The sequence below is a fragment of the Actinoplanes sp. NPDC023714 genome (genome assembly GCF_040639855.1).
GTDB lineage: Bacteria > Actinomycetota > Actinomycetes > Mycobacteriales > Micromonosporaceae > Actinoplanes.
On sequence record NZ_JBFAAR010000001.1, the window covers coordinates 918151 to 944238 of the forward strand.

The 26088-nt window shown below is 72.3% G+C and carries 21 protein-coding genes; 12 read left to right on the forward strand and 9 right to left on the reverse strand.

What is annotated here, in order from left to right:
- Positions 1-40: 40 nt before the first annotated feature.
- Positions 41-3067, reverse strand: coding sequence for an EAL domain-containing protein (locus AB0G10_RS04455; protein WP_360916318.1), 3027 nt, complete (start codon positions 3065-3067; stop codon positions 41-43).
- A 56-nt stretch (positions 3068-3123) separates the two neighbouring features.
- Here AB0G10_RS04455 and AB0G10_RS04460 point away from each other — a divergent pair, with 56 nt between their 5' ends.
- On the forward strand, positions 3124-3753 hold the full coding sequence (locus AB0G10_RS04460) for a 50S ribosomal protein L11 methyltransferase (protein ID WP_360916321.1): 630 nt from the start codon (positions 3124-3126) through the stop codon (positions 3751-3753).
- A 144-nt stretch (positions 3754-3897) separates the two neighbouring features.
- On the opposite strand, the gene AB0G10_RS04465 is transcribed toward AB0G10_RS04460, so the two are convergent.
- From AB0G10_RS04465 to AB0G10_RS04480, 4 genes are all read right to left on the reverse strand, one after another.
- A complete protein-coding gene (locus AB0G10_RS04465) occupies positions 3898-4617 on the reverse strand; it encodes an HAD family hydrolase (protein WP_360916324.1) in 720 nt (239 codons plus the stop codon).
- Entirely contained in the window at positions 4614-5366 is a 753-nt protein-coding gene (locus tag AB0G10_RS04470; protein WP_360916327.1) for an ROK family protein, read from the reverse strand. The genes AB0G10_RS04465 and AB0G10_RS04470 overlap by 4 nt, the downstream gene beginning before the upstream one ends.
- Before the next feature lie 251 nt (positions 5367-5617).
- Complete coding sequence (gene bioD / locus AB0G10_RS04475; protein ID WP_360917960.1) at positions 5618-6391, reverse strand: dethiobiotin synthase; 774 nt, start codon at positions 6389-6391, stop codon at positions 5618-5620.
- 809 nt (positions 6392-7200) lie between these two features.
- A complete protein-coding gene (locus AB0G10_RS04480) occupies positions 7201-8490 on the reverse strand; it encodes an 8-amino-7-oxononanoate synthase (RefSeq protein WP_360916330.1) in 1290 nt (429 codons plus the stop codon).
- A gap of 85 nt (positions 8491-8575) precedes the next feature.
- On the opposite strand from AB0G10_RS04480, the gene bioB reads away from it, so the two are divergent.
- Positions 8576-9571: a biotin synthase BioB gene (bioB, locus tag AB0G10_RS04485; protein WP_360916333.1), complete on the forward strand. Its 996-nt coding sequence runs from the start codon at positions 8576-8578 to the stop codon at positions 9569-9571.
- Positions 9572-9843: 272 nt separating this feature from the next.
- Here the strand turns inward: bioB and AB0G10_RS04490 are convergent, their stop codons facing one another.
- Together AB0G10_RS04490 and AB0G10_RS04495 are read right to left on the reverse strand one after the other, a co-directional pair.
- Positions 9844-10890, reverse strand: coding sequence for a GNAT family N-acetyltransferase (locus AB0G10_RS04490; protein WP_360916336.1), 1047 nt, complete (start codon positions 10888-10890; stop codon positions 9844-9846).
- A 125-nt stretch (positions 10891-11015) separates the two neighbouring features.
- The gene (locus tag AB0G10_RS04495) at positions 11016-11720 is read right to left on the reverse strand and encodes an amino acid-binding protein (RefSeq protein WP_360916339.1); all 705 of its coding nucleotides are present in this window, start codon (positions 11718-11720) and stop codon (positions 11016-11018) included.
- A 239-nt stretch (positions 11721-11959) separates the two neighbouring features.
- Between AB0G10_RS04495 and AB0G10_RS04500 the strand changes: the two genes are divergently transcribed.
- Entirely contained in the window at positions 11960-12664 is a 705-nt protein-coding gene (locus tag AB0G10_RS04500) for a pyrimidine reductase family protein (RefSeq protein WP_360916342.1), read from the forward strand.
- 163 nt (positions 12665-12827) lie between these two features.
- Here the strand turns inward: AB0G10_RS04500 and AB0G10_RS04505 are convergent, their stop codons facing one another.
- Both AB0G10_RS04505 and AB0G10_RS04510 read right to left on the reverse strand, forming a co-directional pair.
- Positions 12828-13838: a CU044_5270 family protein gene (locus AB0G10_RS04505; RefSeq protein WP_360916345.1), complete on the reverse strand. Its 1011-nt coding sequence runs from the start codon at positions 13836-13838 to the stop codon at positions 12828-12830.
- Entirely contained in the window at positions 13835-14443 is a 609-nt protein-coding gene (locus AB0G10_RS04510) for a sigma-70 family RNA polymerase sigma factor (RefSeq protein WP_360916348.1), read from the reverse strand. Before AB0G10_RS04510 ends, AB0G10_RS04505 begins: the two co-directional genes overlap by 4 nt.
- Before the next feature lie 179 nt (positions 14444-14622).
- Between AB0G10_RS04510 and AB0G10_RS04515 the strand changes: the two genes are divergently transcribed.
- The 9 genes from AB0G10_RS04515 to AB0G10_RS04555 all read left to right on the forward strand — a co-directional run bounded on the left by AB0G10_RS04515 (position 14623) and on the right by AB0G10_RS04555 (position 26032).
- Positions 14623-16368: an ATP-binding protein gene (locus tag AB0G10_RS04515; protein WP_360916351.1), complete on the forward strand. Its 1746-nt coding sequence runs from the start codon at positions 14623-14625 to the stop codon at positions 16366-16368.
- 15 nt (positions 16369-16383) lie between these two features.
- Complete coding sequence (locus AB0G10_RS04520; RefSeq protein WP_360916354.1) at positions 16384-17538, forward strand: exonuclease SbcCD subunit D; 1155 nt, start codon at positions 16384-16386, stop codon at positions 17536-17538.
- On the forward strand, positions 17535-20021 hold the full coding sequence (locus tag AB0G10_RS04525) for an SMC family ATPase (RefSeq protein WP_360916357.1): 2487 nt from the start codon (positions 17535-17537) through the stop codon (positions 20019-20021). Before AB0G10_RS04520 ends, AB0G10_RS04525 begins: the two co-directional genes overlap by 4 nt.
- Positions 20018-20992, forward strand: coding sequence for a hypothetical protein (locus tag AB0G10_RS04530; RefSeq protein ID WP_360916360.1), 975 nt, complete (start codon positions 20018-20020; stop codon positions 20990-20992). Before AB0G10_RS04525 ends, AB0G10_RS04530 begins: the two co-directional genes overlap by 4 nt.
- 544 nt (positions 20993-21536) lie before the next feature.
- On the forward strand, positions 21537-22217 hold the full coding sequence (locus tag AB0G10_RS04535) for a sigma-70 family RNA polymerase sigma factor (RefSeq protein WP_360916363.1): 681 nt from the start codon (positions 21537-21539) through the stop codon (positions 22215-22217).
- Complete coding sequence (locus AB0G10_RS04540) at positions 22214-22987, forward strand: zf-HC2 domain-containing protein (RefSeq protein WP_360916366.1); 774 nt, start codon at positions 22214-22216, stop codon at positions 22985-22987. Before AB0G10_RS04535 ends, AB0G10_RS04540 begins: the two co-directional genes overlap by 4 nt.
- A gap of 221 nt (positions 22988-23208) precedes the next feature.
- Positions 23209-23904, forward strand: a complete 696-nt coding sequence (locus AB0G10_RS04545; protein ID WP_360916369.1) for a hypothetical protein — start codon at positions 23209-23211, stop codon at positions 23902-23904.
- 29 nt (positions 23905-23933) lie between these two features.
- On the forward strand, positions 23934-24710 hold the full coding sequence (locus AB0G10_RS04550; RefSeq protein ID WP_360916372.1) for a DUF4142 domain-containing protein: 777 nt from the start codon (positions 23934-23936) through the stop codon (positions 24708-24710).
- A 38-nt stretch (positions 24711-24748) separates the two neighbouring features.
- Positions 24749-26032: a Pecanex-like protein 1 gene (locus tag AB0G10_RS04555; protein ID WP_360916375.1), complete on the forward strand. Its 1284-nt coding sequence runs from the start codon at positions 24749-24751 to the stop codon at positions 26030-26032.
- Positions 26033-26088 lie beyond the last annotated feature (56 nt).

Genomic DNA, 26088 nt, shown 5'->3' on the forward strand with positions numbered 1-26088 from the left:
CGAAGCCGAGCTCCGAAGAACGACGTGGGAAAAAGATAGATCAAACGGCGACGGACTGCCCGCTCCGCATCCACGCGAGCACCTCGGTCGGCCCCAGCGGACTGCTGAACAGGAATCCCTGCCCGAGCGGGCACCCCATCCGCACCAGCAGATCCCGATGCGCCGGGCTCTCGATCCCCTCGGCCACGACGACCAGCCCCTGCGACTGCGCGAGGCTGACGATCCCGCTGACCAGCGCGAGCGGCTGCTGACTCGACAGCATGTCGTCGATGAACATCTTGTCGATCTTCACGACGTCGATGGGGCGCTGGCGCAGATAGCCGAGCGACGAATACCCGGTGCCGAAGTCGTCGATGGCGATCCGGATGCCCATGTCGCGCAGCGTCCCGAGGTCGGTCCAGATCTGCTCGTCGTCCTTCACCAGCAGGGTCTCGGTGATCTCCAGCATCAGGCTGCTCGCCGGGACGCCGGTGTGCTGCAGGGCGTTGCGTACCTGATCGACGAAGCCGGACTCCCGGAACTGCCGCACCGACACGTTCACGCTCATGTACGGGGCCTGCCCCGGCGCCAGGATCCGCCGCCACTCGGCGACCGTCCGCAGCGCCTCCTCGAGCACCCACCGGCCCATCGGCACGATCAGGCCGCTCTCCTCGGCCACCTCGATGAACTGGTCCGGCGTGACGACGCCCTTCCGCGGGTGATGCCAGCGGACCAGCGCCTCGAACCCGACCGCGGCGCCCGTCGGCAGGTCCACGATCGGCTGGTAGTGCAGCAGGAAGTGGCCCTCGTTGACGGCGTGGTCGAGCGCCGAGCGCAGTTCCAGCCGCTCGACCATCTCGGCGTGCAGGTGCGCCTGGTAGCGGCGCCACTGGTTCTTGCCGGCCCCCTTCGCCACGTAGAGCGCGAGGTCGGCCTGGCGGAGCAGCTCGTCGGCGGTGTCCGCCTCGGGTGTCGTGGTGATGCCGATGCTGGCGGCCGGGTACAGCGGCTTCGCGTCGGTCTCGACCGGCGCCGCGAACGCCTGGAAGATCCGGTTGGCGGTCTCCTCGACGGCGCCCGGGTCGTTCACGTTCTCCACCAGCGCCGCGAACTCGTCGCCTCCGAGCCGGGCCGCCGTGTCGTCCTTGCGCAGCGCGCCGGCGATCCGGTGGGCCACCTCGATCAGCAGCTGGTCGCCGACCGCGTGACCGAGCGTGTCGTTGACGATCTTGAAGTCGTCCAGGTCGATGAAGAGGACGCCGACGACCGAGCCGTCCCGGCGGCCCCGGTCCAGCGCGTGCTTGAGCCGGTCGTTGAAGAGGACCCGGTTCGCGAGGCCGGTCATCGCGTCGTGGAACGCCTGGTGGGTGAGCTCGCGCTCGAGCTGGCGCTGCTCGGTGACGTCGCGCATCGTGACGACCAGCCCGGCCACTGTCGGCTCGGCCCGCAGGTCACGGCAGTGCAGCTCGAGCAGCACCTCGGTACGCCGGTTGCCCCGTGCCCGGAAGTCGAGCTGCTGCTGGAGGTGCTCCCCGCCGCGGACGGCCGCCAGAACCTCGGTCAGCCGGGCCCGCTCGCCGTGGTGGATCACCTCGGGCAGCAGCGCGCCGGTCGGATCGCCCCCGAAGACGCCGACCGCGGACGGGCTGGCGTACCTGATCCGGTCCTGCTCGTCGACGATCGTGATGACGTCCGCGGTGTTCTGCACGAGGGTGCGGAAGTAGGTCTCGCTGTTGCGCCGCGCCACCTCCTGGCCGAGCGCGATCCGTTCCAGGGCCAGCGCCACCTGCCCGGCCAGCACCTCGACCGACCGCTGGAGCTCCAGCAGCGCCCAGGTCGGCGCGCCGACGTGCAGGACGCCGAGCAGCGGGTCGCCGGACGGGCGGTCCTCGAGCACCATCGGGCAGCGCAGCGTCTTGTTGAACTGGGTGAGCCGCACCGCGACGGCCCAGTCCACGTCCCGGGTGCTGACCAGGCGGGCGGCCGTCCCGGTGGCCCGGTCGACGGCGGCCTGCGCGGCGGCCTCCGGCGACGGCGGCTCGGCCTGCACGATGGTGACGGCCAGGACGACGCCGTGCGGCACGTCGCCGGGGATGAGCTGGGCCACGGCGGTGCGGACGGCGAGCCCGACCGCCTCGGTGTCGGCGGCCGAGACGAGCGCCGCGGACGCCTCCCGCAGGCCGCGCTCGCGCGCCATCACCTGCCGGTGGCTCGTCATGATCCCGGCCATCCGGGCCAGCACGAGCAGCAGCATCAGCATGCTCAGCGCGGCCACCACGGTGACGCCGGCGACCTGGCTGTCCCGGTACATCTTGACCAGCAGCACGGTCGGCGCCACCAGGGCCGCCACGGCGAGCAGCGCGAGCCGCAGCCGGCTCGTCTCGGCGGCCGGCTTCTCGCCGGGCCGGGTCAGCTCCGCCATCGACGGGAGCAGCGCCGCGATCCCGGCCGCCGCGAAGAACGCGACCTGCCCGATCGCCGGGTGCCGGAAGATGTCGGCCACCAGCATCGCGAACACGCCGGCGCCGAGGCAGTGGCCGGGCGCCACGAGCCGGCCCGGCATCGACGCGAGCCGGATCAGCAGGCCGAGGCAGAGCAGGTCGGCCAGGGGCAGCGCGAGGTCGGCCCAGGTGTCCCCGGCCGAGCCGTCGAGCCGCGGCCCGACCACGAACGTCCAGATCAGCAGCGCCACCCCGGCCGTGACGGTGAGCGCGTCGAGCAGGCCGGCCCGGTCCCGCGAGGACTCGGTGCGCCGGTGGACGAAGACCGCCAGCGCGAGGGCGAGCAGCAGGTAGCCGAGGAGCAGCAGGACGGTCCCGGCCGTGGCCAGCCAGGTCACCCGGGTCGCGACGAAGGAGGGCGCCGCCGAGGCCGCGCCACCGGCCGCCGCCAGCCCGATCGCGCCGCACAGCATCCACCACGGGCGCGGGTCGTCGGGCCGGCTGAAGCGCGTGCCCATGACCACGACGCCGACGGCCGAGGCGCCGGCGACGAGACGCAGAGGGCCTTGCAGCCCGGGTTCGAGCACGAGGACCACAGCGAGCACTGTCATCCAGGCGCCGAAGAGCGCTGCGGACCACCTGGTCATGCCGGGCTGTTCGGCCCGATCGCCGCGAGACTGAGCGATAGCGGCACAATCGGGAGGTGCTTTCGGAGTTCGTCCTCGCCCACACCGCGCTGCTGCCGGTGCCCTTCGTCCCGGAGATCAGCCTCTGGCAGGCCGAGGAGCCGATAGCGCTCTGGGAGGCCACCGAGGCCGCCGGCGCCTCCCAGCCGCCGCCGTTCTGGGCCTTCGCGTGGGCCGGCGGTCAGGCGCTGGCCCGGCACATCCTCGACGAGCCCGATCTGGTGTCCGGCCGCAGCGTGCTCGACCTGGCGACCGGGTCGGGCCTGGTGGCGGTGGCCGCGGCCCGGGCCGGGGCCGCGCCGGTGACCGCGAACGACATCGATCCGCTGTCGCTCGCGGCGGCCGAGACGAATGCCCGCGCCAACAATGTCACGATAAATCCGGTCGAAGCAGACCTTCTGGACAGCGACCACAAATACGGCGTGGTGCTGGCCGGCGACGTCTTCTACAGCCGCGAGATGGCCGCCCGGGTCCTGCCCTTCCTCCGCCGGGCCGCCGGCCGCGGCTCGCTCGTGCTGGTCGGCGACCCCGGCCGCGCCTACCTGCCCGAGGGCCTGATCAAACGGGCGGTCTACGACGTGCCGGTCAACGAGGCGCTGGAGAGCGTCGCCATCCGCCGGACCACCGTCTGGCAGGTCACTGCATAAACCATTTTTTGTACGAGTTTCCGCAGAAGCACCCGGACTCGCGGCGGGCATTCCAGGCGCGTGGCGAGGCCGTCCCACGGCGCGGGCTCATGCGCCGCCTGTCATTCTGGTCACTCCGCCGCCGGGTGCTGCCACCCGTACACATCAAAGCAGTTGCAAAAGGCCGAAACCGTCATCGATCTCGTGATCCGGGTCGGGCCAACCGGTCGGATCCTCACCCCTGGTCCGGCCCGAGATCATCAGGATCGCCCGGCCCGCATCGGCGCGGCGGGCACAGAGCACGTCACGCCGCCGGCTGTCGCCGACGAACCAGCAATCGGCGGGCGCCACCCCGAGACTGTCCGTGGCGTTCCAGATCATCTGCGGATTCGGCTTCCGGACACCCGCCTCGTCGCTGTAGATCTGCGCGGCGAAGAGCCGCCCGACGCCCTGCTTGTCGAGGAAGTCGCGGTGGGCGGCGCCGGAGAGCGTGTTGCTGACGACGGCGAGCGCCACGCCCCGGCCGGCGAGGAGGGCGAGAGCCTCCGCGATGCCCGGCCGCAGCCGCCAGCCGTCCCGCCAGGCCCAGTCGTAGCTCAGGCGCGGAATCGCGGTGCGTACCCTTGCCTGGGCTTCCGCGGGCCAACCGGCGATCACGAACCGCTCCCAGACCTCGGCCTGCGGCAGCTCGTCGGGCCAGTCCTCGTCACGCCAGGCGGCATATCCGGCGGCGCCCGCGGTGAGCGACCGCTGGATCTCCCCGGGCGTGAGACCGCCCTTGATCAGGTTGTAGATCCGCAGCACCAGCTCGGGTGGCGCGGCCCGCTGCGGCGGCGCGTCGGCCAGCACGCCACCGAAGTCGAGGAGGACGGCCGCAGGCGTCATCGCTGTCCCAGGGTCCAGGCGCGCACGCCACCGACGATCCCGGCCGTGTTCGGCACCACCACGACATCGTCGCCCATCCGGGCCAGCTGCGCCGGTGTGATCAGCCGGCTGTTGCCACCACCGAGGTACACGCGGTCCCACAGGAAGACCGGCCGCAGGCCCTCGATCACGTTGCGGACCCGGCGCGACCAGAGGGCGTCACCGAGGCGGCGGCGCTCGTGCTCGCCGATGTACGTGTCGTAGGACATCCCCCACCGCACCGGCGCCTGCGACATCTCCAGGTGAGGAGCGAGCTCGCCGCCGTCGAAGAGCGCGCAGCCGAGCCCCGTCCCGAGGGTCAGCACCAGCTCGCAGCCGGTGCCCGCCACCACCCCGGCGCCGTGCACCTCGGCGTCGTTGAGCACCAGCGTCGGCAGCCCGAACGCGTCGGCGAGCGCGGTCCGCGCGTCGAACCCGCGCCACGCCTCGAACAACTCCGGATCGACCTTCGTCCGCGGGCCGCTGCGGGTCACGTAGTGCGGGGTCGCCACCACGACACCGTGCCGGATCATGCCGGGCATGCCGACGGTCACCCGATCGGCGCTCGGCAGCTGCTCGCCGAGACCCACCAGGGTCTTGACGAACAGCTCGGGCGGCAGCGGATAGGGGGTCGGCACCCGGATCGGGTGTGCCCGCATCGTGCCGGCCTCGTCGAGGACCGAGCCCTTGATGCCGCCGCCGCCACAGTCGATCGTCAGGGTGAAAGCCACGCGGCCAGTGTGCATGTCCACCACCTCCCGGACACAGCAATTGTGACCGGCGTGCCCTCAGCCCGCTTCCTCCCCAGGTCGCCGAAATCGCGGCCGGCGTGCTTTCGCCCGGCCTCTTCCGCATCGTGGCCGGCGCGCTCTCGGGCGGCTTTCTTCGCATCGTGGCCGGCGCGCTCTCGGGCGGCTTGCTCCGCATCGTGGCCGGCGCGCCCTCTCGGCCGGGTTCCTCCGCGTCGGTGGCCGGGCATGGCCTAGCCGGCTTCCTCCGCCCACACCCGCCAGTTGTCGAGGACGCCGTGCAGCGCGGGCGTGAGCCACCCCGGCGCCGAACGCCGGAACACGCCGGGATCCATCGACCCCGCACCCGACGGCAGCGCGCCCACCAGATGGGGCACCAGCTCACCGAGGTTGGCCCAGTGCACCAGCTCGGGCTCGGCCGGCCAGGCGCCGAGGATCACCCGGGCGTACACCCCTCGCCGGTGCAACGCCTCCAGCGTCAGCGCCGTGTGGTTGAGCGTCCCCAGCCCGGCCCGGGCCACCACGATCACGTTGGCGCCGAGGGTGGTCGCCAGATCGGCGAACGTCCACGGCTCCCCGCCCGGCCGCAGCCCCATCGGCACGAGCAGCCCGCCCGCGCCCTCGACCAGCACGAGGTCGTGCTTGTCGGCCTCCGCCCGGATCGCGTCCACCACGTCGAACAGGTCGAGCGCCGGCATCCCGGCCACCTTCGCGGCGGCGAGCGGCGCGAGCGGCTCCGGATATTCGGCGAGCGTCCGCACGGTCTCCGGCCCGGCCAGCCTGTTGATCACGTCGGCATCGGTGGGCGCACTCGTGGCGATCCCCGTCTGACCGGGTTTGATCACAGCGACCCGCAGCCCGGCGGCCTGGGCCGCGGCGGCCATCGCCGCGGTGGCGACGGTCTTGCCCACCTCGGTGTCGGTACCGGTCACCAACACGATCCCGTGCCACTCAGGAGAGTCGACGCGCGCCCGTGCAGGCTCGGTCTCACCGGCCTGGGCAGCCAGTTCGTCGTCGATCTCAGCGACCAGAGCCTCACCGTCGACATCGGTCTCGGCGATCGGCTCGGCAGTGACCGTTTCCGGCCCGTCCCCGGCGCCGGGGCTCGGATCCACCTTGGGAACGTCCGGACTCACCTCGGGAACGTCCGGACCCACCTCGGGAACGTCCGGACCCACCTCAGGGACGTCCGGACTCACCTCGGGGACGTCCGGACTCACCTCAGGGACGTCCGGATCCGCCGCAGGAGCCGTCCCCGGCCGGGATTCCGGGCTCGGCATCGTCTCCGGATCGACGGCGGGGCTGCTCGCCGTGCTCATCTCCAGGCCCGAGGGCGCGGCCTGCCCTCCGCCGTGCGCGTGCAGAGGATCGTCCCCGCGGCCCAGCCCGGCACGCTCCCGCGCCGGCGCCGCATCCGGAAGGCCGTGCCCGCCGCGCTGCTCACGCCGCTGGGGTATGACCGGCATCCGGTGCCCGCCCCGCTCCTCGCGCCGCGCGGGAGCGACCGGCAGGCCGCGTCCGCCGCCGAAGTCACGCCGCTGGGGAGCCGACGAGAGATCGTGCCTCGGCCGGTCCGGCTCGCGCAGCAAGGGCAGGCCCCGGCCGTCCCGAGGGCGGGCCGGCACGGTCGGCAGGCTGTGCGCGTCCCGCTCGCGCAGGGGCGGCACGGCCCGGCCGTCCGAGTCGCGGGCGGGCAGCAGAACCAGGGCATCGCGGTCGGAGGGTGGTGGCACCGGGAGGGGGTGGCCGTCCCGCCCGGACGGCGGGGGAACCAGGGAGAGCCTGGAATAGGGGGTACCGGCAGGGGGATCGGCAGTCATGGCGCGCACTCCACGATCACGTTCAGGGCGTGGGCGAAATCCGCCTCGTCGACGCCCGCGTTCAAGGTCAGCCGGAGGCGGGAGCTCCCGTCCGGTGTCGAGGGCGGCCGGAAGCAGCCCACCGCTACTCCTCGGTCGCGGCAGTCGGCGGCCCAGGTGACCGCCGCTTCCGGGCCGGGCGCCCGCACCGAGAGGACGCCGGCGGCCGGGTCGCGGACGTCGAAGCCGGCCTCGCGCAGCCTCCCGGCGAGCGCGGCGCCGCGCCGGGCCAGGATCGCGCGGCGGTCGTCGGCGGCGGACGCCACCCGCAGGGCGGCCAGCACCCCGGCCGCCACGGAGGGCGGCGGCGCGGTGTCGTAGATGAACGTGCGCCCGGTGTCGACCAGGTGTGCGATGAACGCGGCCGGCCCGGCGATCACCCCGCCGGCGCCGCCCAGCGACTTGGAGAGGGTGGCCGTCACCAGCACGTCGGGCGCCCCGGCGAGCCCGGCCGCGGCCACGCCCCCGGCGCCGGACGGCCCGAGCAGGCCGAGACCGTGCGCATCGTCGACGATCAGCAACGCACCCCGCGCCGACGTCACGGCGTGCAGCTCGGCCAGCGGTGCCAGATCCCCGTCGACCGAGAACACCGACTCGGTCACGACGACGGCCCGGCCACGCTTCAACGAGCCCTCGCCGGCCCCGGACGCGGCCGAGGGCACGGCGGAGGACGAGTTCGCGGCGGAGGACGAGGTCGCGGAGGACGAGCTCGCGGCGGAGGACGAGCTCGCGGCCGAGGACGACGTCAAGGCGGAGGACGAGGTCGCGGCGGCCCGGTGGGCGTCGAGGATGGCGGCGACGGCCTGCGGATCGTTGTGCGGCGCCACCTTCACCGGGATGCCGGAGATCTTGCAGCCGTCGATGAGCGAGGCGTGGTTGTAGGCATCGGAGACGACCAGGTCGGCCACCGCGCCGGCGGCCCGGACGACCGCGAGGTTCGCGAGGTAGCCCGAGGAGAAGACCAGCGCGCTCTCGGCGCCGAGCCAGCGCGCCAGCGCGGACTCCAGCTCGGCGTGGACGCCCGTGGTGCCGCGGACCAGCCGGGAACCGGTGGCGCCGAGCCCGTAGGCGGTCAGCGCCGAAGCGGCGGCGGCCACCACGCCGGGGTGGGCCGAGAGGCCGAGATAGTCGTTGCCGGCGAGGTCGACGACGGGGTCGCCGGCCTCCCGGGGGCGCAACTGACGGGTGAGCCCCGCCTTGGCCCGCTCGCGGGCCAGGCGATCGATCGCCTCCAACCAGCCGGCCAAGACACCCCCAGAGATCACGAGAACCGGAAACTACCACCCACCACCGACAGTCCTGTCCGGGCCGGGAACTCTGTAGGGTACGGGCATGCCAGACATCCTCGACCGGGCCCGGACCCGGGTTCTCGACGAAGGCGCCGGCCTCAGCGAATCGGAGATCCTCGAGGTCCTCCGTCTGCCCGACGAGGACATTCCGGCGTTGTTGCAGCTGGCACACGACGTACGCATGAAATGGTGTGGTCCCGAGGTCGAGGTGGAGGGCATCGTCTCGCTGAAGACGGGTGGATGCCCCGAGGACTGTCACTTCTGCTCGCAGTCGGGACTCTTCGCGTCCCCCGTCCGTGCGGTGTGGCTGGACATTCCCTCTCTCGTGGAGGCGGCGAAGCAGACCGCGGCGACCGGCGCGACGGAGTTCTGCATCGTGGCCGCCGTCCGTGGCCCGGACAAGCGGCTCATGGAGCAGATGCGGGCCGGCGTCAAGGCGATCAAGGAAGCGGTCGACATCCAGGTCGCGGCGAGCCTCGGCATGCTCACCCAGGAGCAGGTCGACGAGCTGGTCGAGATGGGCGTGCACCGCTACAACCACAACCTCGAGACGTGCGAGTCCTACTTCCCGAACGTGGTCACCACGCACTCGTGGGAGGAGCGCTGGAGCACGCTGAAGATGGTGCGCGACTCCGGCATGGAGGTCTGCTGCGGCGGCATCCTGGGACTCGGCGAGACGGTCGAGCAGCGCGCCGAGTTCGCGGCCCAGCTGGCCGAGCTCGACCCGCACGAGGTCCCGCTCAACTTCCTGAACCCGCGGCCCGGCACGCCTCTGGGTGACCGGCCTGTGGTGGAGGGCAAGGATGCCTTGCGCGCCATCGCCGCCTTCCGGCTGGCGATGCCGAAAACCATTCTTCGGTACGCCGGGGGCCGCGAGATCACGCTGGGTGACCTGGGAACGCGGGAAGGCCTCCTGGGTGGGATCAACGCCGTGATCGTCGGCAACTACCTGACGACGCTGGGCCGCCCGGCCACGGCCGACCTGGAGCTGCTGCAGGACCTGAAGATGCCGGTCAAGTCGTTGTCGGCGACGTTCTGATGTTCTGCGACCGGTGTGGGTTCCCGGCCGCGGAAGGGGATCACACGGCCTGCGCGGCGGCGCGGGAGCTGGAGCCGCCACGGTTCTGCCCGCACTGCCGCCGCCGGATGAAGGTGCAGGTCGTCCCCACCGGCTGGACGGCGACCTGCGTCGAGCACGGCGCGCGCCGGGGCTGAGGCCGGGCTCAGCCACGACTCCTGTCAGGTTCGGCGCGAAGCGACGAACCCTTGGGTGGCGGGCTCTGAACCAGAGCCCGCCACCCCTCTCACCCGCTACCCGGAGGTCGCAGGAGTCTCGTCGCCGACCGGCCGTCCGGCCGCCGGCACGGTGACGCTGACCAGCGCGCCGTCCCGCTCGATCGACCCGGCGCCGAGCCGGCGCAGGGTGCGCAGCATCGCCACGTTGCCGGCGCCGGTATGCGCCACCACGGCCGCGAAGCCGGAGCGCTCGGCGTGCGAGTGGAGCCGACGCAGCAGGGCGGTGCCGAGGCCGCGCCGCTGCCAGTCGTCCTCGACGAGCAGGGCGACCTCGGCGAGATCGCCCTCGGTGATCAGGTTCGCCATCGCGACCACGGCGCCGGCCGGGGTGGTGGCGAGCAGCGTGACGCCGCCGGCCGGTTCGAGCAGCCGGCCGAGGCGGCCGTCGCCGGGAACCGAGCCGCCCAGGTAGCGGTGCCGCAGCGTCGTCGCCGAGCAGTTCTCGTGCAGCTCGCGGACCGCCGGGAGGTCGTCCTTGGTGGCCGGGCGGAGCACCAGTTCGGCGCCGTCGGCCAGCAGCAGGGTGACGTGTTCCCGCTGCTGCCGGACCACCGCACCGGCGATCTCGACCAGGGCCTGCGCCCGGGCGTACTCGGCCGGGGTGAAGGCGGGCAGGGCGCGCAGCACCTCGTAGGAGCCGCCGGCCGGGTCGGCCAGCGTCATCCGTCCACCGTGGAAGCCGGCCGGCTCGGTGACCGTGCCGGGGCGCCACCGCACCTCGGTCGCGTCGAGCAGCGCCACCAGCGTCTCGCCGAGCGTGTCCGGCTCGTGCACGAGGCGGCCGGCCAGCGCCAGCGCCCGGGTCGGCTGGTCGGCCAGCCCCTGCGCCTCGGCCCGGGTCACGAACGCGTCCCGGCCGCGGCCCTTGAGCACGGCGGCCATGATCCCGGCCTCGCCGAGGGTGTCGGGCGCGTCCACGAGGAAGTCGTCGACCGCGCCCTCCTCGGTGGTGTGCACCTGGACCGCGAGGATGTTGACCGACCGCAGCGCGAGGCTCGCGGTCAGCACGGAAAGGTAGCCGGGACGGTCGTCGACCGTGGCCCTGATCCGCCACAACGCCATGCGGGGCACTCCTTTCGGCGTATCGGTCACTCGTGCTCCGCCATCAAGGGTGCCCCGGCGTTGTTACCCGGATATTGCTTTACCTGCTATTTCCGCGTTAGAACGATCACACGACGTCACGATGGTCACACCGCGTGGTCGGCGACCGGAGCTTCCAGCCGGTCGCCGAGGATCACGGCGGCGGCCCGGACCAGCTGCGCGATCCGGTCCACCTCGGTGATGTGGAAGGCGGCGGCCGGCAGGTCGTCCTCGTCGGTGCGGGCCACGACCAGCACGAGCCCGCCCCGGCCGAACGGGGCCACGGCGTACCGCGCTCCACCCGGCTCGGCGAACGGGCGCGCCCGCAGCGGGGTGACCTCGGGAAGGTGCAGCGGGGAGGGCGCCCTCCAGCTCGCGTAGACCACCCGCGGCTCGCTCGCGACGCCGCCGGAGCCGCTGCGCGACGCCCAGTCGGGGGAGACCACCGCGGCGGCGGCCCAGTCCGCGGCGAGCAGGCCGGGGACCGCGTCGACCAGGGTGGCGAGCCCGTCGGCCGGGTTGGCGGCGACCTGGGCGAGGAGTTCGGCGTCGTGGCCGCCGTGCACGGGGGCTCCGATGGCCTTCCACACCCCGTCGACCTGCACTCCGGGTATGGCGGCGAGACCGGCGAGGAGGCGGTCGACCCGGGACGCGCCCGGCCAGACGACGGTGAAGTCGTCGACGGCCCGGCCGCCGAGCCGCTCCAGCACCACGACCTGGACGATGTCGGCGCCGGCCACCCCGAGGGTGCGCGCGACCTGTCCGAGGGCACCGGGACGGTCCGGCAGGGTGACTCGTACCCGCAGCAACATGAAACTCCTCCCGTCGCGAACGGCCGGTGACGCCGTCCTGGGAACAGCGTGCCTACCGGGCGTTTCGGACCGATTGCGCAGCCGTGTCCCGTCCGTCAAGATGCAGGGTTTATCGTCGGACGCATGATTTGCCAGGCGTGCCGGGATCGGCGGCACGACGACTGCAGGGGCGGATCCTGGTGCGACTGCCAGCACCGTGAGATCGAGCCGACGCCGCCGGTGACCGGACCACCCGGCCCGTGACCGCGTCGCACACCTGGCCGGCGTCGCTCCTCGAGCTCTATCCCCGCAACCCGGCGCCCACCCTGCGGGTCAACTTCATCGCCAGCGCGGACGGCGCGGTCACTGTCGACGGCCTCTCGGCCGGCCTCCAGGGCCCGGGCGACAAGGAGATCTTCGACTCGCTGCGCACGGTCTGCGACGCCCTGATCGTGGCGGCCGGCACGGTGCGCGCGGAGAACTACGACGCGCTGCGGCTCACCCCGGAGGCGCGGGAGTGGCGGCTCGCCGCGGGCCTGCCCGAGTTCCCGCTCATGGTGATCGTCTCCGGAAGCCTCGACCTGGACCCGCAGCAGCTGATCTTCTCGGACGCCCCACGCCGCCCGATCCTGCTGACCCACCGCGCCGCTCCCCGATCGCCGATCCGGGACGTGGCCGAGGTGATCGAGGCCGGTGACCGGGAGGTCGACCTGGCAGCCGGACTGCGGGCATTGCACGACCGAGGCGCGACCCAGCTGCTCTGCGAGGGCGGCCCCGGCCTGCTGGGCGCTCTGATAGCCGCCGACCTGGTCGACGAGCTCTGCCTCACCGTCGCTCCGCTGCTGGTCGGAGGTGGCGCCGGCCGGATCGCCCACGGCCCGGACGGCCCGGCGCGCCGGATGGGATTGAGCCATGTGCTGACGCGCGAGGACATGCTCTTCCTGAGGTACGCCCGGCGCGGCTAGACGTACTCCGGGTGGCAGCCCCAACGCGACACACGACGCGAGACCGGCGGCACGTGTGGACTTGAGGTTCGCTGCGCGCCCGAAGTCGACACGCGGCTGGGGATTCGGCTGTGCGTGTGGAGTGGGGGTCCGGTTCGCGCCGGAAGTCCACACGCACGGTGGGTCAGGGGAGTTGGCCGGGCTTGTCGACGACGGCTACCCGGAGCTGGGCCGTGTATCCAGCGACCGTTCCGGCCGGTTCGCCAAGGCCTGTCGTGCGCACCGCTACGAGACGTTCGCCCAGGTATTCGTAGGTTTCCGGGTCGAATACCAACTCCTTGCGGAAGCCGTCGTCGGCGCGGGCCACGGCGATGCCGGTACGCCCGGCGAGTTCCACCCGGGCCGGCAGGACGGTGACGCCCGGGATGGTGGCAGCCGCCTCGAAGAGAGCGCCGAGCGACGCCGGCGGCACGTAGGACTCGCGGAGCTGATCGGCGATGTTCTCGAACGCGCCGTAGTCGGGGGTCTGACCGCCGCGGTCCAGGTTGTAGATGTAGGCGCGCATCGCGGTCGCCTCGGTGGGCAGATCGGTGCGGTAGACCGAGGCCGTGCCGCAGTCCTCCCTCGGGAGGTCGCCGCAGGCCGGGATCGGCGAGTCGGCGAGCTCCGGCAGCGGGTTCTCGCCCTTCGGGTCGACGGGCACCTGACGCAACAGGCCGTCGTGCTCGCCGTCGACGGACTGCCAGATCCGCCGGGTCATCGGAACCGGTACCCGATAGGTCTCGGTGCCGTCCATCTCGGTGGTGCCGCCGCCCCACGCCGCGATCGACTCGGTGAAGACGAACTGGTCGGGGCGCGCGCTCAGTACCGGCGCCCGGCGGGCCTCGGCCGCTGCGAGCAGCAGCACGTCGGAGGCGGTCGGGTGGTCTCCGGTCGCCGCGGAGCCCGCGGCGGACGGCCCGGCGATCGGTCCGTACGTCGGTGCGGACGACTGGTTCACCAGGACCACAGCGGTCAGCGCGGCGGCGAGCACGCCCACCGGCGCGAGCCGCCAGGTCCATCGGATGGCGGGCCGGCTGGTCGCGGCGGTTCCGGCCGCCTCGGCCATCACCCGGGCGCGTGCTCGGTCCCGGCCCGGGGCGGACATCGGTGTGACGTCGTCGCGGAAGCGGGCCATCAGGTCGAGGTCGTTCACTCGTCGGCTCCGTTCGTCAGGTCCAGGTCGAGTTCGGGGAAGTCGCGGAGGGCGCGGCGGATCCGCTGCCGGGCGCTGTGCAGCCGGGAGCGGACCGTGCCGATCGGGATGTTCAGGGCCTGGGCCACTTCGGGGTAGCTGAGCTGGGCCTGGCTGACCAGGGTCAGCACCTCCCGCTCGCGGACCGGGAGCCGGGCCAGCACGGCGGCCAGGGAGCGGACGTGCGCGGCCGCGGTGACCCGGGCGGCCACCCGGTCGGCGGGGCCGTCCGCCGCCGGGTCGAGGCCGGTGCGGGCGAGGGCGCGGTACTGGCGTACCTCGTCACGCTGCCGGCCGCGGATGAGGTTGGCGGCGATCCCGTAGAGCCAGGGGCGGGCGTCCGGCCTGCTCAGGTCGTACCGTTGCCGGGAGCGGAAGGCGACCAGGAAGGTCTCCGCCGTCAGGTCCTCGGCGAGGGCCCGGCCGACCCGGCGCGCCAGATATCCGTGGATGGCGTCGGCGTGCCGATCGAAGATCGCGCCGAACACCTCCGGCTCGGCGGCCGAGCGTCTGATCACGTCGTCGTCGCCGGCCTGCGGCGGGGCGGATGGGAGGGATTGCGGCATCAGCGCCTCTGCGGTGTCGGATGGACTCGTCGATACCCATTGACCGATCCGGGGCGATCGGTTCGGTTCAGGGCGCGCCTCCGTCAATTGATCAAGATCTTGTGCGTAACTCGTTCGATGGACACAAGAAGTTGTGGACGACACATCCAGGGAGCGTTTTGTCGTACACCTGAGGCACCATGATCCCCGTGTCTGACGAAACTTCCCCCGTCGGCCGGGTTCTCGGTACCGCTGATGCCACCCCGCTGCAGTTCTGGACGGCCGTGGCCCCCGGCAGCTACCTGCAACTCGACGACGTCGTGGTGACCCAGCGCGACCTGCCGGACCGCGAGCCGGTGACGATCGCGGGCGTGGTGACCCAGGTCCGCGCGCGGCACGAGGGCGCCCAGTTCGACTCGGACGTCTTCGCCATCGCCGACGGCACGCTGCCGGCCATGGTCCAGGAGGCCGCCGAGATCACCACGACCCGGGTGGATCCCGAGCTCTACGTCCCGCCCGCGCCCGGCGCGATCGTGCACCGGGCGTCCGGCGAGGCGCGGGACGCGGCGCTGCACTTCGACCGGATGGAGCGGCGGGTGCCGATGGGCACCGGCCGGGACGGGGTTCCGGTCTTCCTGAACGCGGACTTCCTGGACGGCACCCGCGGCGCCCACGTGTCGATCTCCGGCATCTCCGGCGTGGCCACCAAGACCAGTTTCGCCACGTTCCTGCTCTACTCGGTGTTCCGGTCCGGCGCGCTGGGCGCGGACGGCGCCAACGCCCGCGCGTTGATCTTCAACGTCAAGGGCGAGGACCTGCTCTTCCTCGACCATCCGAACACGAAGCTCGATGAGAAGACCACCGCCGCGTACGCCGACCTGGGCCTGGCGGCGGCCCCATTCCCCGACGTGCGCGTCTACGCCCCACCCCGTGCCGGCGACTCCTCCGGCGCTCCGGACGTGAGCAGCCGGCTCACCGGGGTCGACGCGTTCTACTGGACGCTCGCCGAGTTCTGCGACCAGAAACTCCTGCCCTACGTCTTCGCCGACGCCGACGACGAGCGCCAGCAATACACCATGGTGGTGCACTCGGTGACCGCCCATCTGAACCGGCACGCGGTCCCGGCCGAGGGCGGCATCAGCATCGACGGCCGGCGGATCAGCTCCTACCAGGATCTGGTCGACCACATCGTCGAGCAGCTCACCGACGAGGACACCCGGTCCACCTGGGCCGGCAGCGCGATCAACACGGGGACGGTGAACGCGTTCGCCCGCCGGCTGATCGGCAGCAAGCGCGACCTGTCCCGGCTGATCCGCGGCGACCTCGCGTCCCGCCGCCCGCACCAGATCAAGACCGCGGCGAGCGCCCAGGTCACCGTCGTCGACCTGCACAACCTGCCCGACCGCGCCCAGCGGTTCGTGGTCGGCGTGACGCTGAAGACCGAGTTCGAGGAGAAGGAGAAGTCCGGCACCGGCCGGCCGCTGCTCTTCGTGGTCCTCGACGAGCTCAACAAATACGCCCCTCGCGAGGGCACCTCCCCGATCAAGGAGGTGCTGCTCGACATCGCCGAGCGCGGTCGGTCGCTCGGTGTGATCCTGATCGGCGCGCAGCAGACCGCGAGCGAGGTGGAGCGCCGGATCGTGACGAACTCGGCGATCCGGGTGGTGGGCCGGCTCGACCCGGCCGAGGCGTCCCGCCCGGAATACGGGTTCCTGCCGCCGGCCATGCGTCAGCGGGCGCTGCTGGCCCGGCCCGGCACCATGTTCGTGAACCAGCCGGACATCCCGGTCCCGCTCTGCGTCGAGTTCCCGTTCCCGGCCTGGGCCACCCGCAAGTCGGAGTCCGGGCCGCCGCCCGCCGAGACGCTCCGCTCGATCGTCCAGGGCGCCGACCCGTTCGCCGTCGTGGGCAGCGGCGGCGGCTCCGACGACGAGATCCCGTTCTAGGTCTAAGGTTTCGCGATGCGCATCCTGCACACCTCCGACTGGCACGTCGGCAAGGTCCTGAAGGGCCGCAACCGGCAAGAGGAGCACATCCGGGTCCTCGCCCAGGTGGTCGAGATCGCCCAGGCCGAGCGCCCCGACCTGGTGATCGTCGCCGGTGACCTCTACGACACCGCGGCGCCGACGGCCGACGCGACCCGGCTCGTCACCCGGGCGCTCTCGGCGTTGCGCAAGACCGGCGCGCGGGTCGTGGCGATCGGCGGCAACCACGACAACGGCGCGGCCCTCGACGCGCTGCGCCCGTGGGCCGACGCCGCCGGCATCGAGCTGCGCGGGTCGTACCCGAAGGAGGGTCTCAAAGATCTTCTGATCGAGGGGACGACCGCGAGCGGTGAGCGGTGGCGGCTCGTGGCGATGCCGTTCCTGTCGCAGCGCTATGCCATCCGCGCCGCCGAGATGTACGACCTCTCCGCCGCCGAGGCGAACCAGACCTACGCCGACCTGGTCGCCCGGCTGATCGCGAAGCTGAGCGAGCCGTTCGCCGAGCCGGGCGTGGTCAACCTGCTGACCGCGCACCTCACCATCGTCGGCGCGAGCACCGGCGGCGGCGAGCGCGAGGCGCACACCATCATGGGCTACGCCGTGCCCGCCACGGTCTTCCCGCCGAACGCGCACTACGTCGCCCTCGGCCACCTGCACCGCACCCAGCAGATCATCTCGCCGTGCCCGACGCGCTACAGCGGCAGCCCGCTCGCCGTCGACTTCGGCGAGGAGGAGAACGTCTGCTCGGTCGCGATCGTCGACGTCTCCGCCGACCAGGCCGCCCGGGTCCGCGACGTGCCGGTGACCTCGGCGCTCACCCTGCGGACCGTCCGCGGCACGCTCGAGCAGCTGAAGACGGTGAACCTTCCGGACGCCTGGCTGCGTGTCCTGGTCCGGGAGGCGCCCCGCCCGGGCCTCCGCGAGGACGTGCAGGAGCTCCTGCCGAACGCGCTGGAGGTGCGCATCGACCCGGACATGCTGCCCGACACGTCGAAGAAGCGGTCGGCGGAGCGGGCCGGCCGTTCCCCGCGCGAGCTCTTCGGCGACTACCTGGACAGTCGCGGGAACGCCGAGGAGGGCGTCCGCGAGCTCTTCGACGAGCTGTACGACGAGGTGAGCAGCAACCAATGAGGCCACTGAGGCTCGACATGGCCGGCTTCACGGTGTTCCGTGACCCGACCACCGTGGACTTCACCGACGCCGACTACTTCGCCCTGGTCGGCCCGACCGGCTCGGGCAAGTCGACGGTGCTCGACGCGATCTGCTTCGCCCTCTACGGGACCGTGCCGCGGTGGGGCGGCGCCAGGGGGATCGCCAACGCGCTCGCCCCCTCGGCGGCCGAGGCCCGGGTGCGGCTCTGCTTCGAGTCGGCCGGGGACCGCTACGTCGCCACTCGCGTGGTGCGCCGCGACGGCCGGGGCAACGTGAAGACGGCCGGCGCCGGCCTCCAGCTGATGCCGCCCGGGTTCGACGTGACCAAGCTCGACACCGGCATGGACCTGGAGGACCTCGGCGAGGCACTGGCCGGCACCCCGGCCGAGATGGACGGCGCCGTGCTGGACGCGGTCGGCCTGCCCTACGAGCAGTTCACCAGCTGCGTGGTGCTGCCGCAGGGGCAGTTCGCCGACTTCCTGCACGCGAAGCCGGCCACCCGCCAGCAGATCCTGGTCAACCTGCTCGGCCTGCACGTCTACGAGAAGGTGCAGGTGAGCGCATCCGAGCGGGGCAAGGCCGCGGAGGCCAAGCTCACCGTGGTGGAGCAGCAGCTCGGCGCGCTGACCGACGCGACACCCGAGGCGGTGGAGGAGGCGGCGGCCCGGCTGGAACGGATGCGGGAGCTGACCCGCGCCGTGGAGGGCGCCGTCCCGGGGCTCCGCGCCGCCCGCGAGGCCGAGAAGACCGCCGTGGCGGCCCGCGACACGATCGACGGGGAGTTGCAGGCACTGAGCTCCGTCCGTACGCCGCGGAACCTGGACGAAGCGACCGGCGCGACCACCGCGGCCCGCGCCGCCGCGGAGCAGGCGGCGAAGGAGGTGCACGCCGCCGAGGAGGCCGAGGAGAAGATCCGCGGTGAGCTGGCGGCCGCCGGCGACGCCGGGACGCTGCGGCTCATGCTCGACCGGCACACCGAGCTCCAGCGCCTGGTCGAGCAGGAGGACTGGTTCGCCGGCAAGGTGTCGGTCGCCGAGGTGGAATACCGCGACGCGCTCGCCGCCGCCGAGCTGGCCCAGGCCGAGAACACCGGCGCCCAGCAGCTGCTGGAGCAGGCCCGGCAGGACTACCGCGACGCGCAGCAGCGCGACCGGGCCGCCGCGCTGCGCGGTCACCTGGTGGCCGGCCACGAGTGCCCGGTCTGCGAGCAGACCGTCACGGTCGTCCCCGAGGTGCCGCAGGAGTCCGCGGTCCGGCTCGCCGAGGCGGCCGGCAACGCGGCGAAGGCGGCGGCCGAGTCGGCGGCGGCCCGCTGGCGGGAGCGCGACGCCGTGGCCCGCAACCTGGAGAGCGACCTCGAGCGCAAGCGCGGCCAGTACGAACATCACCGGTCCCGGCTCGCCGAGGTGCGCGCCGCGGTCGCCGACCTGCCCGACGTGGACGCGGTCCGGGCCCGGCTGGCCGAGCTCGGCGTGCTCACAGGCCGGCTCGAGGACGCCGCCACGGCCGTCCGGGCGGCCCGCGAGGCGCACCGGAAGGCGCAGGCCGAGGTCCGTGCCGCCGAGGAGCAGCAGCGGACGGCGTGGCGCTCGTTCGACGCGGTCCGCGACGGCCTGGCCCGGTTCGTGCCGCCGCCGGCCGACCGGGACGACCTGGCCGGCGCGTGGCAGGCCCTGGTCGGCTGGGCGCGCGGCGAGCACGAGGCCCGGCTCACCGCCCGGGCCGAGGCGGACGCCGCGGTCGACGCGGCGCACACCGCGACGGTCCGCGCGCACGGCCGGATCGTCGCGTTCTTCACCGAGGCCGACCTCACCGTCTCCTCCGGCGACGAGGCCGGGCTGATCCGGGCCGCCGCCGTCGCGGTGGAGCGGGCCGAGGCGGCCTGGCAGCGGCTCGACGAGCGGCGCCGGCAGGCGGACGAGGCGGCCGGCCAGCGCAACGCCCTCCAGCAGCAGAGCCGGGTCGCGAAGTCGCTCGCCGGCCACCTGCGGGCCAACAACTTCGAGCGCTGGCTGCTCGAGGAGGCGCTGGACCTGCTGGTCGACGGCGCCTCCGGGATCCTGCGCGAGCTCACCAACGGCCAGTACGAGCTGATCCACGACAAGGGCGAGTTCTTCGTCGTGGACCACCACGACGCCGGGCTCAAGCGCGGGGTGCGCACGCTCTCCGGCGGCGAGACGTTCCAGGCCTCGCTGGCGCTGGCGCTGGCGCTCTCCGAACAGCTGGCCGGGATGAGCACGACCGCGGCGAGCCTCGAGTCGATCGTGCTGGACGAGGGCTTCGGCACCCTGGACGCGGCCACCCTCGACGTGGTCGCCGCGACGCTGGAGAACCTGGCGGCCCGGGGCGACCGGATGGTCGGGCTGGTCACCCACGTGCAGGCGCTCGCCGAGCGGGTGCCGGTCCGGTTCGAGGTGCACAAGGACGCGCGGACCGCGCACGTCGAGAGGTCGGGTCTATGACCGGGATTTACGTGGACGCGTGGGATCCCTCCTACGGCCCGTCGTTCGAGGGCGGGGATGAGGGCCCTTCGTCGTCGAGCGCTCAGCAGGTCGACGTCGAGGTGGAGGTGCCGGCCGCCGAGTGGGCGCCGATCGACGTGTCGGCCACGGTCCGGGCGCCCGACGTGGTGTTCCTGGTCGACGGGGTGCGCCGCAACGACGCGCAGCTCTGGACCGCGGAGGATGACGGCACCTCCTATGCCGGCCTGGCGGCTTCCTACGCCGCCGGGGTGGTCCGCTGTGACCTCGGGCGTGGGCTGGCCGAGTTGGCGGCCGCAAGGGTCGCACGAGGGCTGTTCACGGCCAGCCCGTCGATGGAGGAGATCAACGCCGGCTCGGTGCGCTACGAGGTGCACCGGGTCAGCGGCACCGGGGAGGCGAGCAAGCTGCCGGCCGCCGTGCAGCCGCCGCTGACCGCCCTGGAGATCGAGATCTCGGCGGCGGCCCGGGACGGCGGCTCGGACGGGGCCGATCTGCTGATCGTGGACGGTCCGCTGCGGAACCGGCGTCAGCTGCCCCGCACGATCGGGTACGTGAAGACCCAGCAGAAGCAATATCTGCCGGCCGCCCAGCAGGCGGTCGTACCCCGGCTGCGGCCCGGTCAGCGGACGCCGGTCTTCCAGATTCTGTCGGTGTTCGGCGGCTGGACGTGGTACCTGCGCCTGCCCGGCTCGTCCGGCGCGCCGTGGTCCGGTGTGGTGCGGGTGGAGTGCTCGCCGGAGCTGAGCCCGGACCAGGCGATCGAGCTGGCCGACCTGTCCGGGGCGACGCTGCCGAGGCTCGCGTCGTCGGCGTACAAGGATCCGAGGGCGCCGCAGAACCTCGTGCCGATCGCCGGGCTGGAGCGGCGGCTGCGCGGGATGCTCGGCGACGCCCGGGTGCTGCACCGGGCGCTGGCGCGGGAGACCGCCCGGACCCGTCTCACTTCTTGATCACAGGTCCCGGTTGGTGGGACCGGTGTGTGCTCGTGAACAGCGACGTTTCCAGAACACGCGAAGTTGACCACGAGTTCGCGTCCGGCGCATGATCGGCTAACCGGCGCGAAAGCGGCCTAGCAGCACCATCGGGAAATGGGAGCGCTCCCGACGGTCGACCCCGGAAAAGGTATGAGTGGCATTTCGGGGTCACCCGAACGGTTCTCGGACGGTGCCTTTGACCACTTGTTACGCAATCTCGTCGACGCTACGAAATCGTAGGTTCACGCTGCGAGATCACGCTCTCCCGCGTACGGGAGAATTATTCTCAGAGGCATGTCTACGGTCCGATGTCACTGAGTATCATTCCGCCTTACCTGGTGTCCGAATCGGCGTGGATCAATACGGAGGGTGATCCCCGAGACGGTGCGCCGTACGTCCACGATCGCAGCGGAGGACCGTTGAGACCGAGTGTCCCGGAAAATCTTGTGCCGGCATTGATCCCGGCAGCCCTTCCCGGCCGTATCTCAGGCGACGGGGAAAGGTCCGGGCGGAGGTATCGATGCATGCGGTGGCCGAGGATCGGCTCGCGCCGGAGAGGGTGCGTGTGATGGCACGGCAACACTCCGGTGGTAGGTGGCAGGCTCTCGACGGTGGCAACTCGCGCGACGAGGGCACGGTGATCCCGCGGCAGGCGCCGCGGCACGAGGCCGCTCCGAGCAGCAGTCCGAGCCACGAGGACACGCTGGTCAAGCTGCTCTACGAAGAGCACGCGGGACCGCTGCTGATGTTCGTGCTGCGGCTGACCGGCGGTGACCGGCAGCGCGCCGAGGACATCGTGCAGGAGACCCTGCTGCGGGCCTGGCGCAACGCGCACCGGCTCGGCGCGCAGGGCCAGCAGTCGCTGCGGCCGTGGCTCGTCACGGTCGCCCGCCGCATCGCCATCGACGAACACCGCAGCGCCAACGCGCGCCCCGCCGAGACGTACGATCGGGAGCTGGAGAGCTTCCCGACGACGTCCGACGAGACCGACAAGGTCCTGCAGTCGATGACGGTGTCGGACGCGCTCCGACAGCTGAGCCACTCGCACCGGGAGATCCTGATCGAGACGTACTTCCGTGGCCGTACCGTCCCCGAGGCGGCGGAGGCGTTGAACCTCCCGCTCGGGACGGCCAAGTCGCGGGTCTACTACGCTCTCCGGGCGCTGCGCACGGCTCTGCAGCAACGGGGGGTGACGGAATGACCCAGGAACAGCACTACGACGTCGCGTCGTACGCCCTCGGCGTGCTCGACGACCACGACGCCGCGCGGTTCGAGGACCACCTCATCGAGTGCCCGCAGTGCGCGTACGAGCTGGAGTCGTTCGTCCAGGTCGCCGACGTTCTCTCGGGTGTCGACGCGGAGGCGCTGATCGCCGCCGAGCAGTCCGAGCGCGACGGTCAGCTGCTCGGCAGCATGCTCGGCGAGGTGCGTGCCGAGCGCCGCCGGGCGAACAGCCGCCGGCTCTACTCGCTCGCGGCCGCCGTCGTGATCTTCGCGATGCTCTCGATCGGCGCGCTCTTCGCGGGCGGCGCCTGGCTCGGCGACGACGCGAAGGCGCCGGAGACCGGGGCGCAGAGCTCCAGCAGCCAGCTCGACCCGCTGCCGAACTCGGACGGCGTCGGCCTCGGCGGCACCGAGCTGCCCGGCGAGCCGTTCAGCGGCACCGACGCGCGCACCGGCGTGGCGATGGCGGTCGGCCTCGAGTCCAAGGACTGGGGCACCCAGGTCTCGTTCGCGGTCTCCAACATCACCGGACCGAAGAAGTGCGGCCTCTACGCGGTCCGCACCGACGGCACCGCCGAGCTGCTCGCCAGCTGGGACATCGGCGACAAGGGCTGGGGGACCGCGGCGAACCCGTCACCGCTGCTGCTCCAGGCCGTGACCGGCACCACCCGTGAGGACATCGCCCACCTCCAGGTGCAGGAGATCACCGAGAACGGCCCGGGGGAGACCCTCGTTCGCGTTCCGTAACCGTCTGATCGCGTTATGGCCCGGTCGCATCGGCGACCGGGCCTTTTCGTATCCGTGGTCAGAACCATACGTATGTCGCGCCCGGATGGTTCAACGGAAAATTCTCCAATTTGATCGACCCGAATGTTCAACCGTCTCCGCGCGCCCTCCGTACTACTGCCCGGAAATGGCAGAGCCATTAATCAGCTGGAGGGCCAGTGGTACCGGAGAAGCGGAAGTTGATGGTTGTCGGTGCAGCGCTCGCGGCGGTGGTCGTACTGCCCGGCTGTGCCCCGGCCGGATATCAGCAGCCCGCCGCCGACTACGGCAACGCGGCTGAACCGGCGTCGAACGAGGTCGCCGCGTCCCCGGGCGCGACCGCCGAGGCCGACCCGGAGTCGACCGCGGAGGCGGACCCCGAGTCCACCGCCGAGGCCGCTCCCGGCGACGAGGCGAACACCCCGGAGATCAGCGAGGAGCTGACCACGACGCAGCTCACCGCCACCAAGGTCGCCAAGATGGGCGAGACGGTCCAGGACCAGGACGGCTTCGTCCTCTACCGCTTCGACAAGGACGGCGACGACCCGTCCAAGTCGAACTGCGACGGCGACTGCGCCGAGATCTGGCCGGCGGCCCTCACGAACGACGGTGAGCCCTCACTGGACGGCGTCGACCAGAAGCTCGTCGGCACGGTCACCCGCGCGGACGGCACCAAGCAGCTGACCCTCAAGGGCTGGCCGCTCTACCGCTACATCGGCGACAAGAAGCCGGGCCAGTGGAAGGGCCAGAACGTCAGCGGCACCTGGTTCGTGATCACCCCCGAAGGCACCAAGAACCTCACCTGCCTCCCGAAGATCTCGAAGCCGGTCGCACCGCCCGCCAACGACGACGCGGGCGCCGAGGAGTCCGAGGACTCCGGCAGCGACTACAGCTACTGATCGCTTCTGACCGAGGTTTGGAGTCGTTGATGAAGACCCGTCGCGTCCCCCGATGGCTTGTCGGCACCCTGGCACTGGCACTGGCGTTCATGGTGACGCCGGCCGGGGTGGCCCACGCCGAGGACGAGGTCCCCATCCCCCCGAACACCGGGCTCACCGACAACGGCGCCGGCGTGGTCAGCGCCGCCGACCGGGACTTCGTCATCAAGGTCCGGCTCGCCGGGCTCTGGGAGATCCCGGCCGGCAACATGGCCCAGGAGAAGTCCGAGAACGAGACGGTCGTGAAGGTCGGCAAGTCGATCGCCGAGCAGCACGTGGCGCTCGACAACCTGGACCGCGCGGTCGCCAAGAAGCTCGGCATCAGCCTGCCGAACAAGCCGAACGGCGACCAGCAGGCCTGGCTGAACGAGATGCGGACGGCCCCCACGCCGGCCCAGTTCGACCAGATCTTCATCGACCGCCTCCGGTCGGCGCACGGCAAGATCTTCCCGGCCATCGCGACGATCCGGGCCACCACGCGCAACGACTCGGTCCGCAAGCTGGCCCAGCAGACGAACCAGTTCGTCATGACGCACATGACCCTGCTGGAGAGCAGCGGCATCGTCGACTACGCGGCACTGCCCACCGCGCCGGCGCCGGCCGCGGCCGCCGGTCAAGGACCCGTTCCGGTCGACAACCAGATGCTGGTCGCGGCCACCGAGGGCGGGAGCATTCCCGGCCTCAGCAACACCGTCATCCTGCTCGTCCTCGCTGCCGCACTGGTTGTCGGGGTCATCACGACCATGCGCATCTTCCGGGCGCGCTAGGTCAAACTCGCCCACGGCGACCAAGAAAGGTGTCACCCATGCGAAGGTCCAAGTACCGGCGCGCCAGTTCCCCGACGTGGTTCAGCGGTCGGCGCCGCATCATCGCCGTCGCGGCCACGCTGGTCGCGTTCGGCGGCATCGTGACCGTCACCCAGGTCTCGAACGCCAGCACCGACCGCACCACCAAGCGGGCCCTGGCCGCCTGTGACGACCTGGCCGCCCCGAACTCGGTCGATCTCTCCACGGAGACCCGGCAGGGTACCTACACCACCAACAACGGCCGGGTCACCCAGCACGCCGACGACGGCGCCGGCGACGTGGCCACCGCCGCCCAGGTGCGGGCCCGGTGCCGCCAGTGGGTGATGAACAACGTCGCCAACGAGGAGGGCGCCGCCGAGGCGACCACCCAGGCCCGCCGCCGCGGCAACGGCGGCGGCAACAACGGTGGCAACAACAACGGTGGCGGCGGCAACAACAACGGCGGGAACAACGGCGGCGCGCAGAGCCCCGCCCCGTCCGAGGAAGCCAGCCAGCCGGCCGAGGGCGAGGAGACCCAGCCGCCCGCCGAGGGCGAGGAGTCGCAGCCGCCCGCCGACGGCGAGGGTGAGGGCAACCAGCCGCCCGCCGACGGTGAGGGCGAGGGTAACCAGCCGCCCGCCGACGGCGAGGGCGAGGGCAACCAGCCGCCCGCCGAGGAGCAGCCCCCGGCCGAGGAGCAGCCCCCGGCCGAGGAGCAGCCGCCGGCCGAGAACCCGACGACCCCGCCGCCCGGCGCCGGTCTCGGCATCCTGACCAACAGCTGCGACACCAGCAACCTGGAGGCGCACGACGGCTTCCAGCGCGGTGACCGCTGCGTCTCCACCGAGTTCGGTGAGGTCGGCTCGGCCGCCAACAACCCGACGCTGCTGATCACCCGGGCGCCCCGCCAGGTCAACGTGAACACCCCGTTCACCCTCTCGGTCAGCACCCGGAACCTGATCCGCGACCGCTTCCTCGCGGCCGGCCAGGGCGGGTACTACGTGGAGAGCTCGGTCCTGCAGAACGGCCTGGTCCGCGGTCACTTCCACACCGCGTGCCGGATCCTGCAGAGCCAGAACCAGGCGCCCGCGCCCGAGCCGGTCCCGGCGTTCTTCGTGGCGACCGAGGACAGCCAGGGCGGCGCTCAGCCGGACACCGTGAACATCCAGGTGCCGGGCCTGCCCGAGGCGGGCACGTTCCAGTGCTCCTCGTGGGCCGGTGACGGTTCGCACCGCACGCCGATGATGGAGCGCGCCAACCAGACGCCCGCCTTCGACTCGGTGCGGATCCGGGTGCGCGGCTGACCCCTCATCGAGCCTCTTTCATCGAGCTGAACCACCGACGCGGAGTACCCCGTCAC

What these genes read in the sequence shown, in the direction of transcription:
- AB0G10_RS04455 (WP_360916318.1), bottom strand. Translation starts at nt 3,067, where the DNA reads ATGACCAGGTGGTCCGCAGCGCTCTTCGGCGCCTGGATGACAGTGCTC.
- AB0G10_RS04465 (WP_360916324.1), bottom strand. Translation starts at nt 4,617, where the DNA reads ATGACGCCTGCGGCCGTCCTCCTCGACTTCGGTGGCGTGCTGGCCGAC.
- bioB (WP_360916333.1), top strand. Translation starts at nt 8,576, where the DNA reads ATGCCAGACATCCTCGACCGGGCCCGGACCCGGGTTCTCGACGAAGGC.
- AB0G10_RS04490 (WP_360916336.1), bottom strand. Translation starts at nt 10,890, where the DNA reads ATGGCGTTGTGGCGGATCAGGGCCACGGTCGACGACCGTCCCGGCTAC.
- AB0G10_RS04495 (WP_360916339.1), bottom strand. Translation starts at nt 11,720, where the DNA reads ATGTTGCTGCGGGTACGAGTCACCCTGCCGGACCGTCCCGGTGCCCTC.
- AB0G10_RS04510 (WP_360916348.1), bottom strand. Translation starts at nt 14,443, where the DNA reads ATGCCGCAATCCCTCCCATCCGCCCCGCCGCAGGCCGGCGACGACGAC.
- AB0G10_RS04515 (WP_360916351.1), top strand. Translation starts at nt 14,623, where the DNA reads ATGATCCCCGTGTCTGACGAAACTTCCCCCGTCGGCCGGGTTCTCGGT.
- AB0G10_RS04520 (WP_360916354.1), top strand. Translation starts at nt 16,384, where the DNA reads ATGCGCATCCTGCACACCTCCGACTGGCACGTCGGCAAGGTCCTGAAG.
- AB0G10_RS04525 (WP_360916357.1), top strand. Translation starts at nt 17,535, where the DNA reads ATGAGGCCACTGAGGCTCGACATGGCCGGCTTCACGGTGTTCCGTGAC.
- AB0G10_RS04530 (WP_360916360.1), top strand. Translation starts at nt 20,018, where the DNA reads ATGACCGGGATTTACGTGGACGCGTGGGATCCCTCCTACGGCCCGTCG.
- AB0G10_RS04535 (WP_360916363.1), top strand. Translation starts at nt 21,537, where the DNA reads ATGCATGCGGTGGCCGAGGATCGGCTCGCGCCGGAGAGGGTGCGTGTG.
- AB0G10_RS04540 (WP_360916366.1), top strand. Translation starts at nt 22,214, where the DNA reads ATGACCCAGGAACAGCACTACGACGTCGCGTCGTACGCCCTCGGCGTG.
- AB0G10_RS04545 (WP_360916369.1), top strand. Translation starts at nt 23,209, where the DNA reads ATGGTTGTCGGTGCAGCGCTCGCGGCGGTGGTCGTACTGCCCGGCTGT.
- AB0G10_RS04550 (WP_360916372.1), top strand. Translation starts at nt 23,934, where the DNA reads ATGAAGACCCGTCGCGTCCCCCGATGGCTTGTCGGCACCCTGGCACTG.
- AB0G10_RS04555 (WP_360916375.1), top strand. Translation starts at nt 24,749, where the DNA reads ATGCGAAGGTCCAAGTACCGGCGCGCCAGTTCCCCGACGTGGTTCAGC.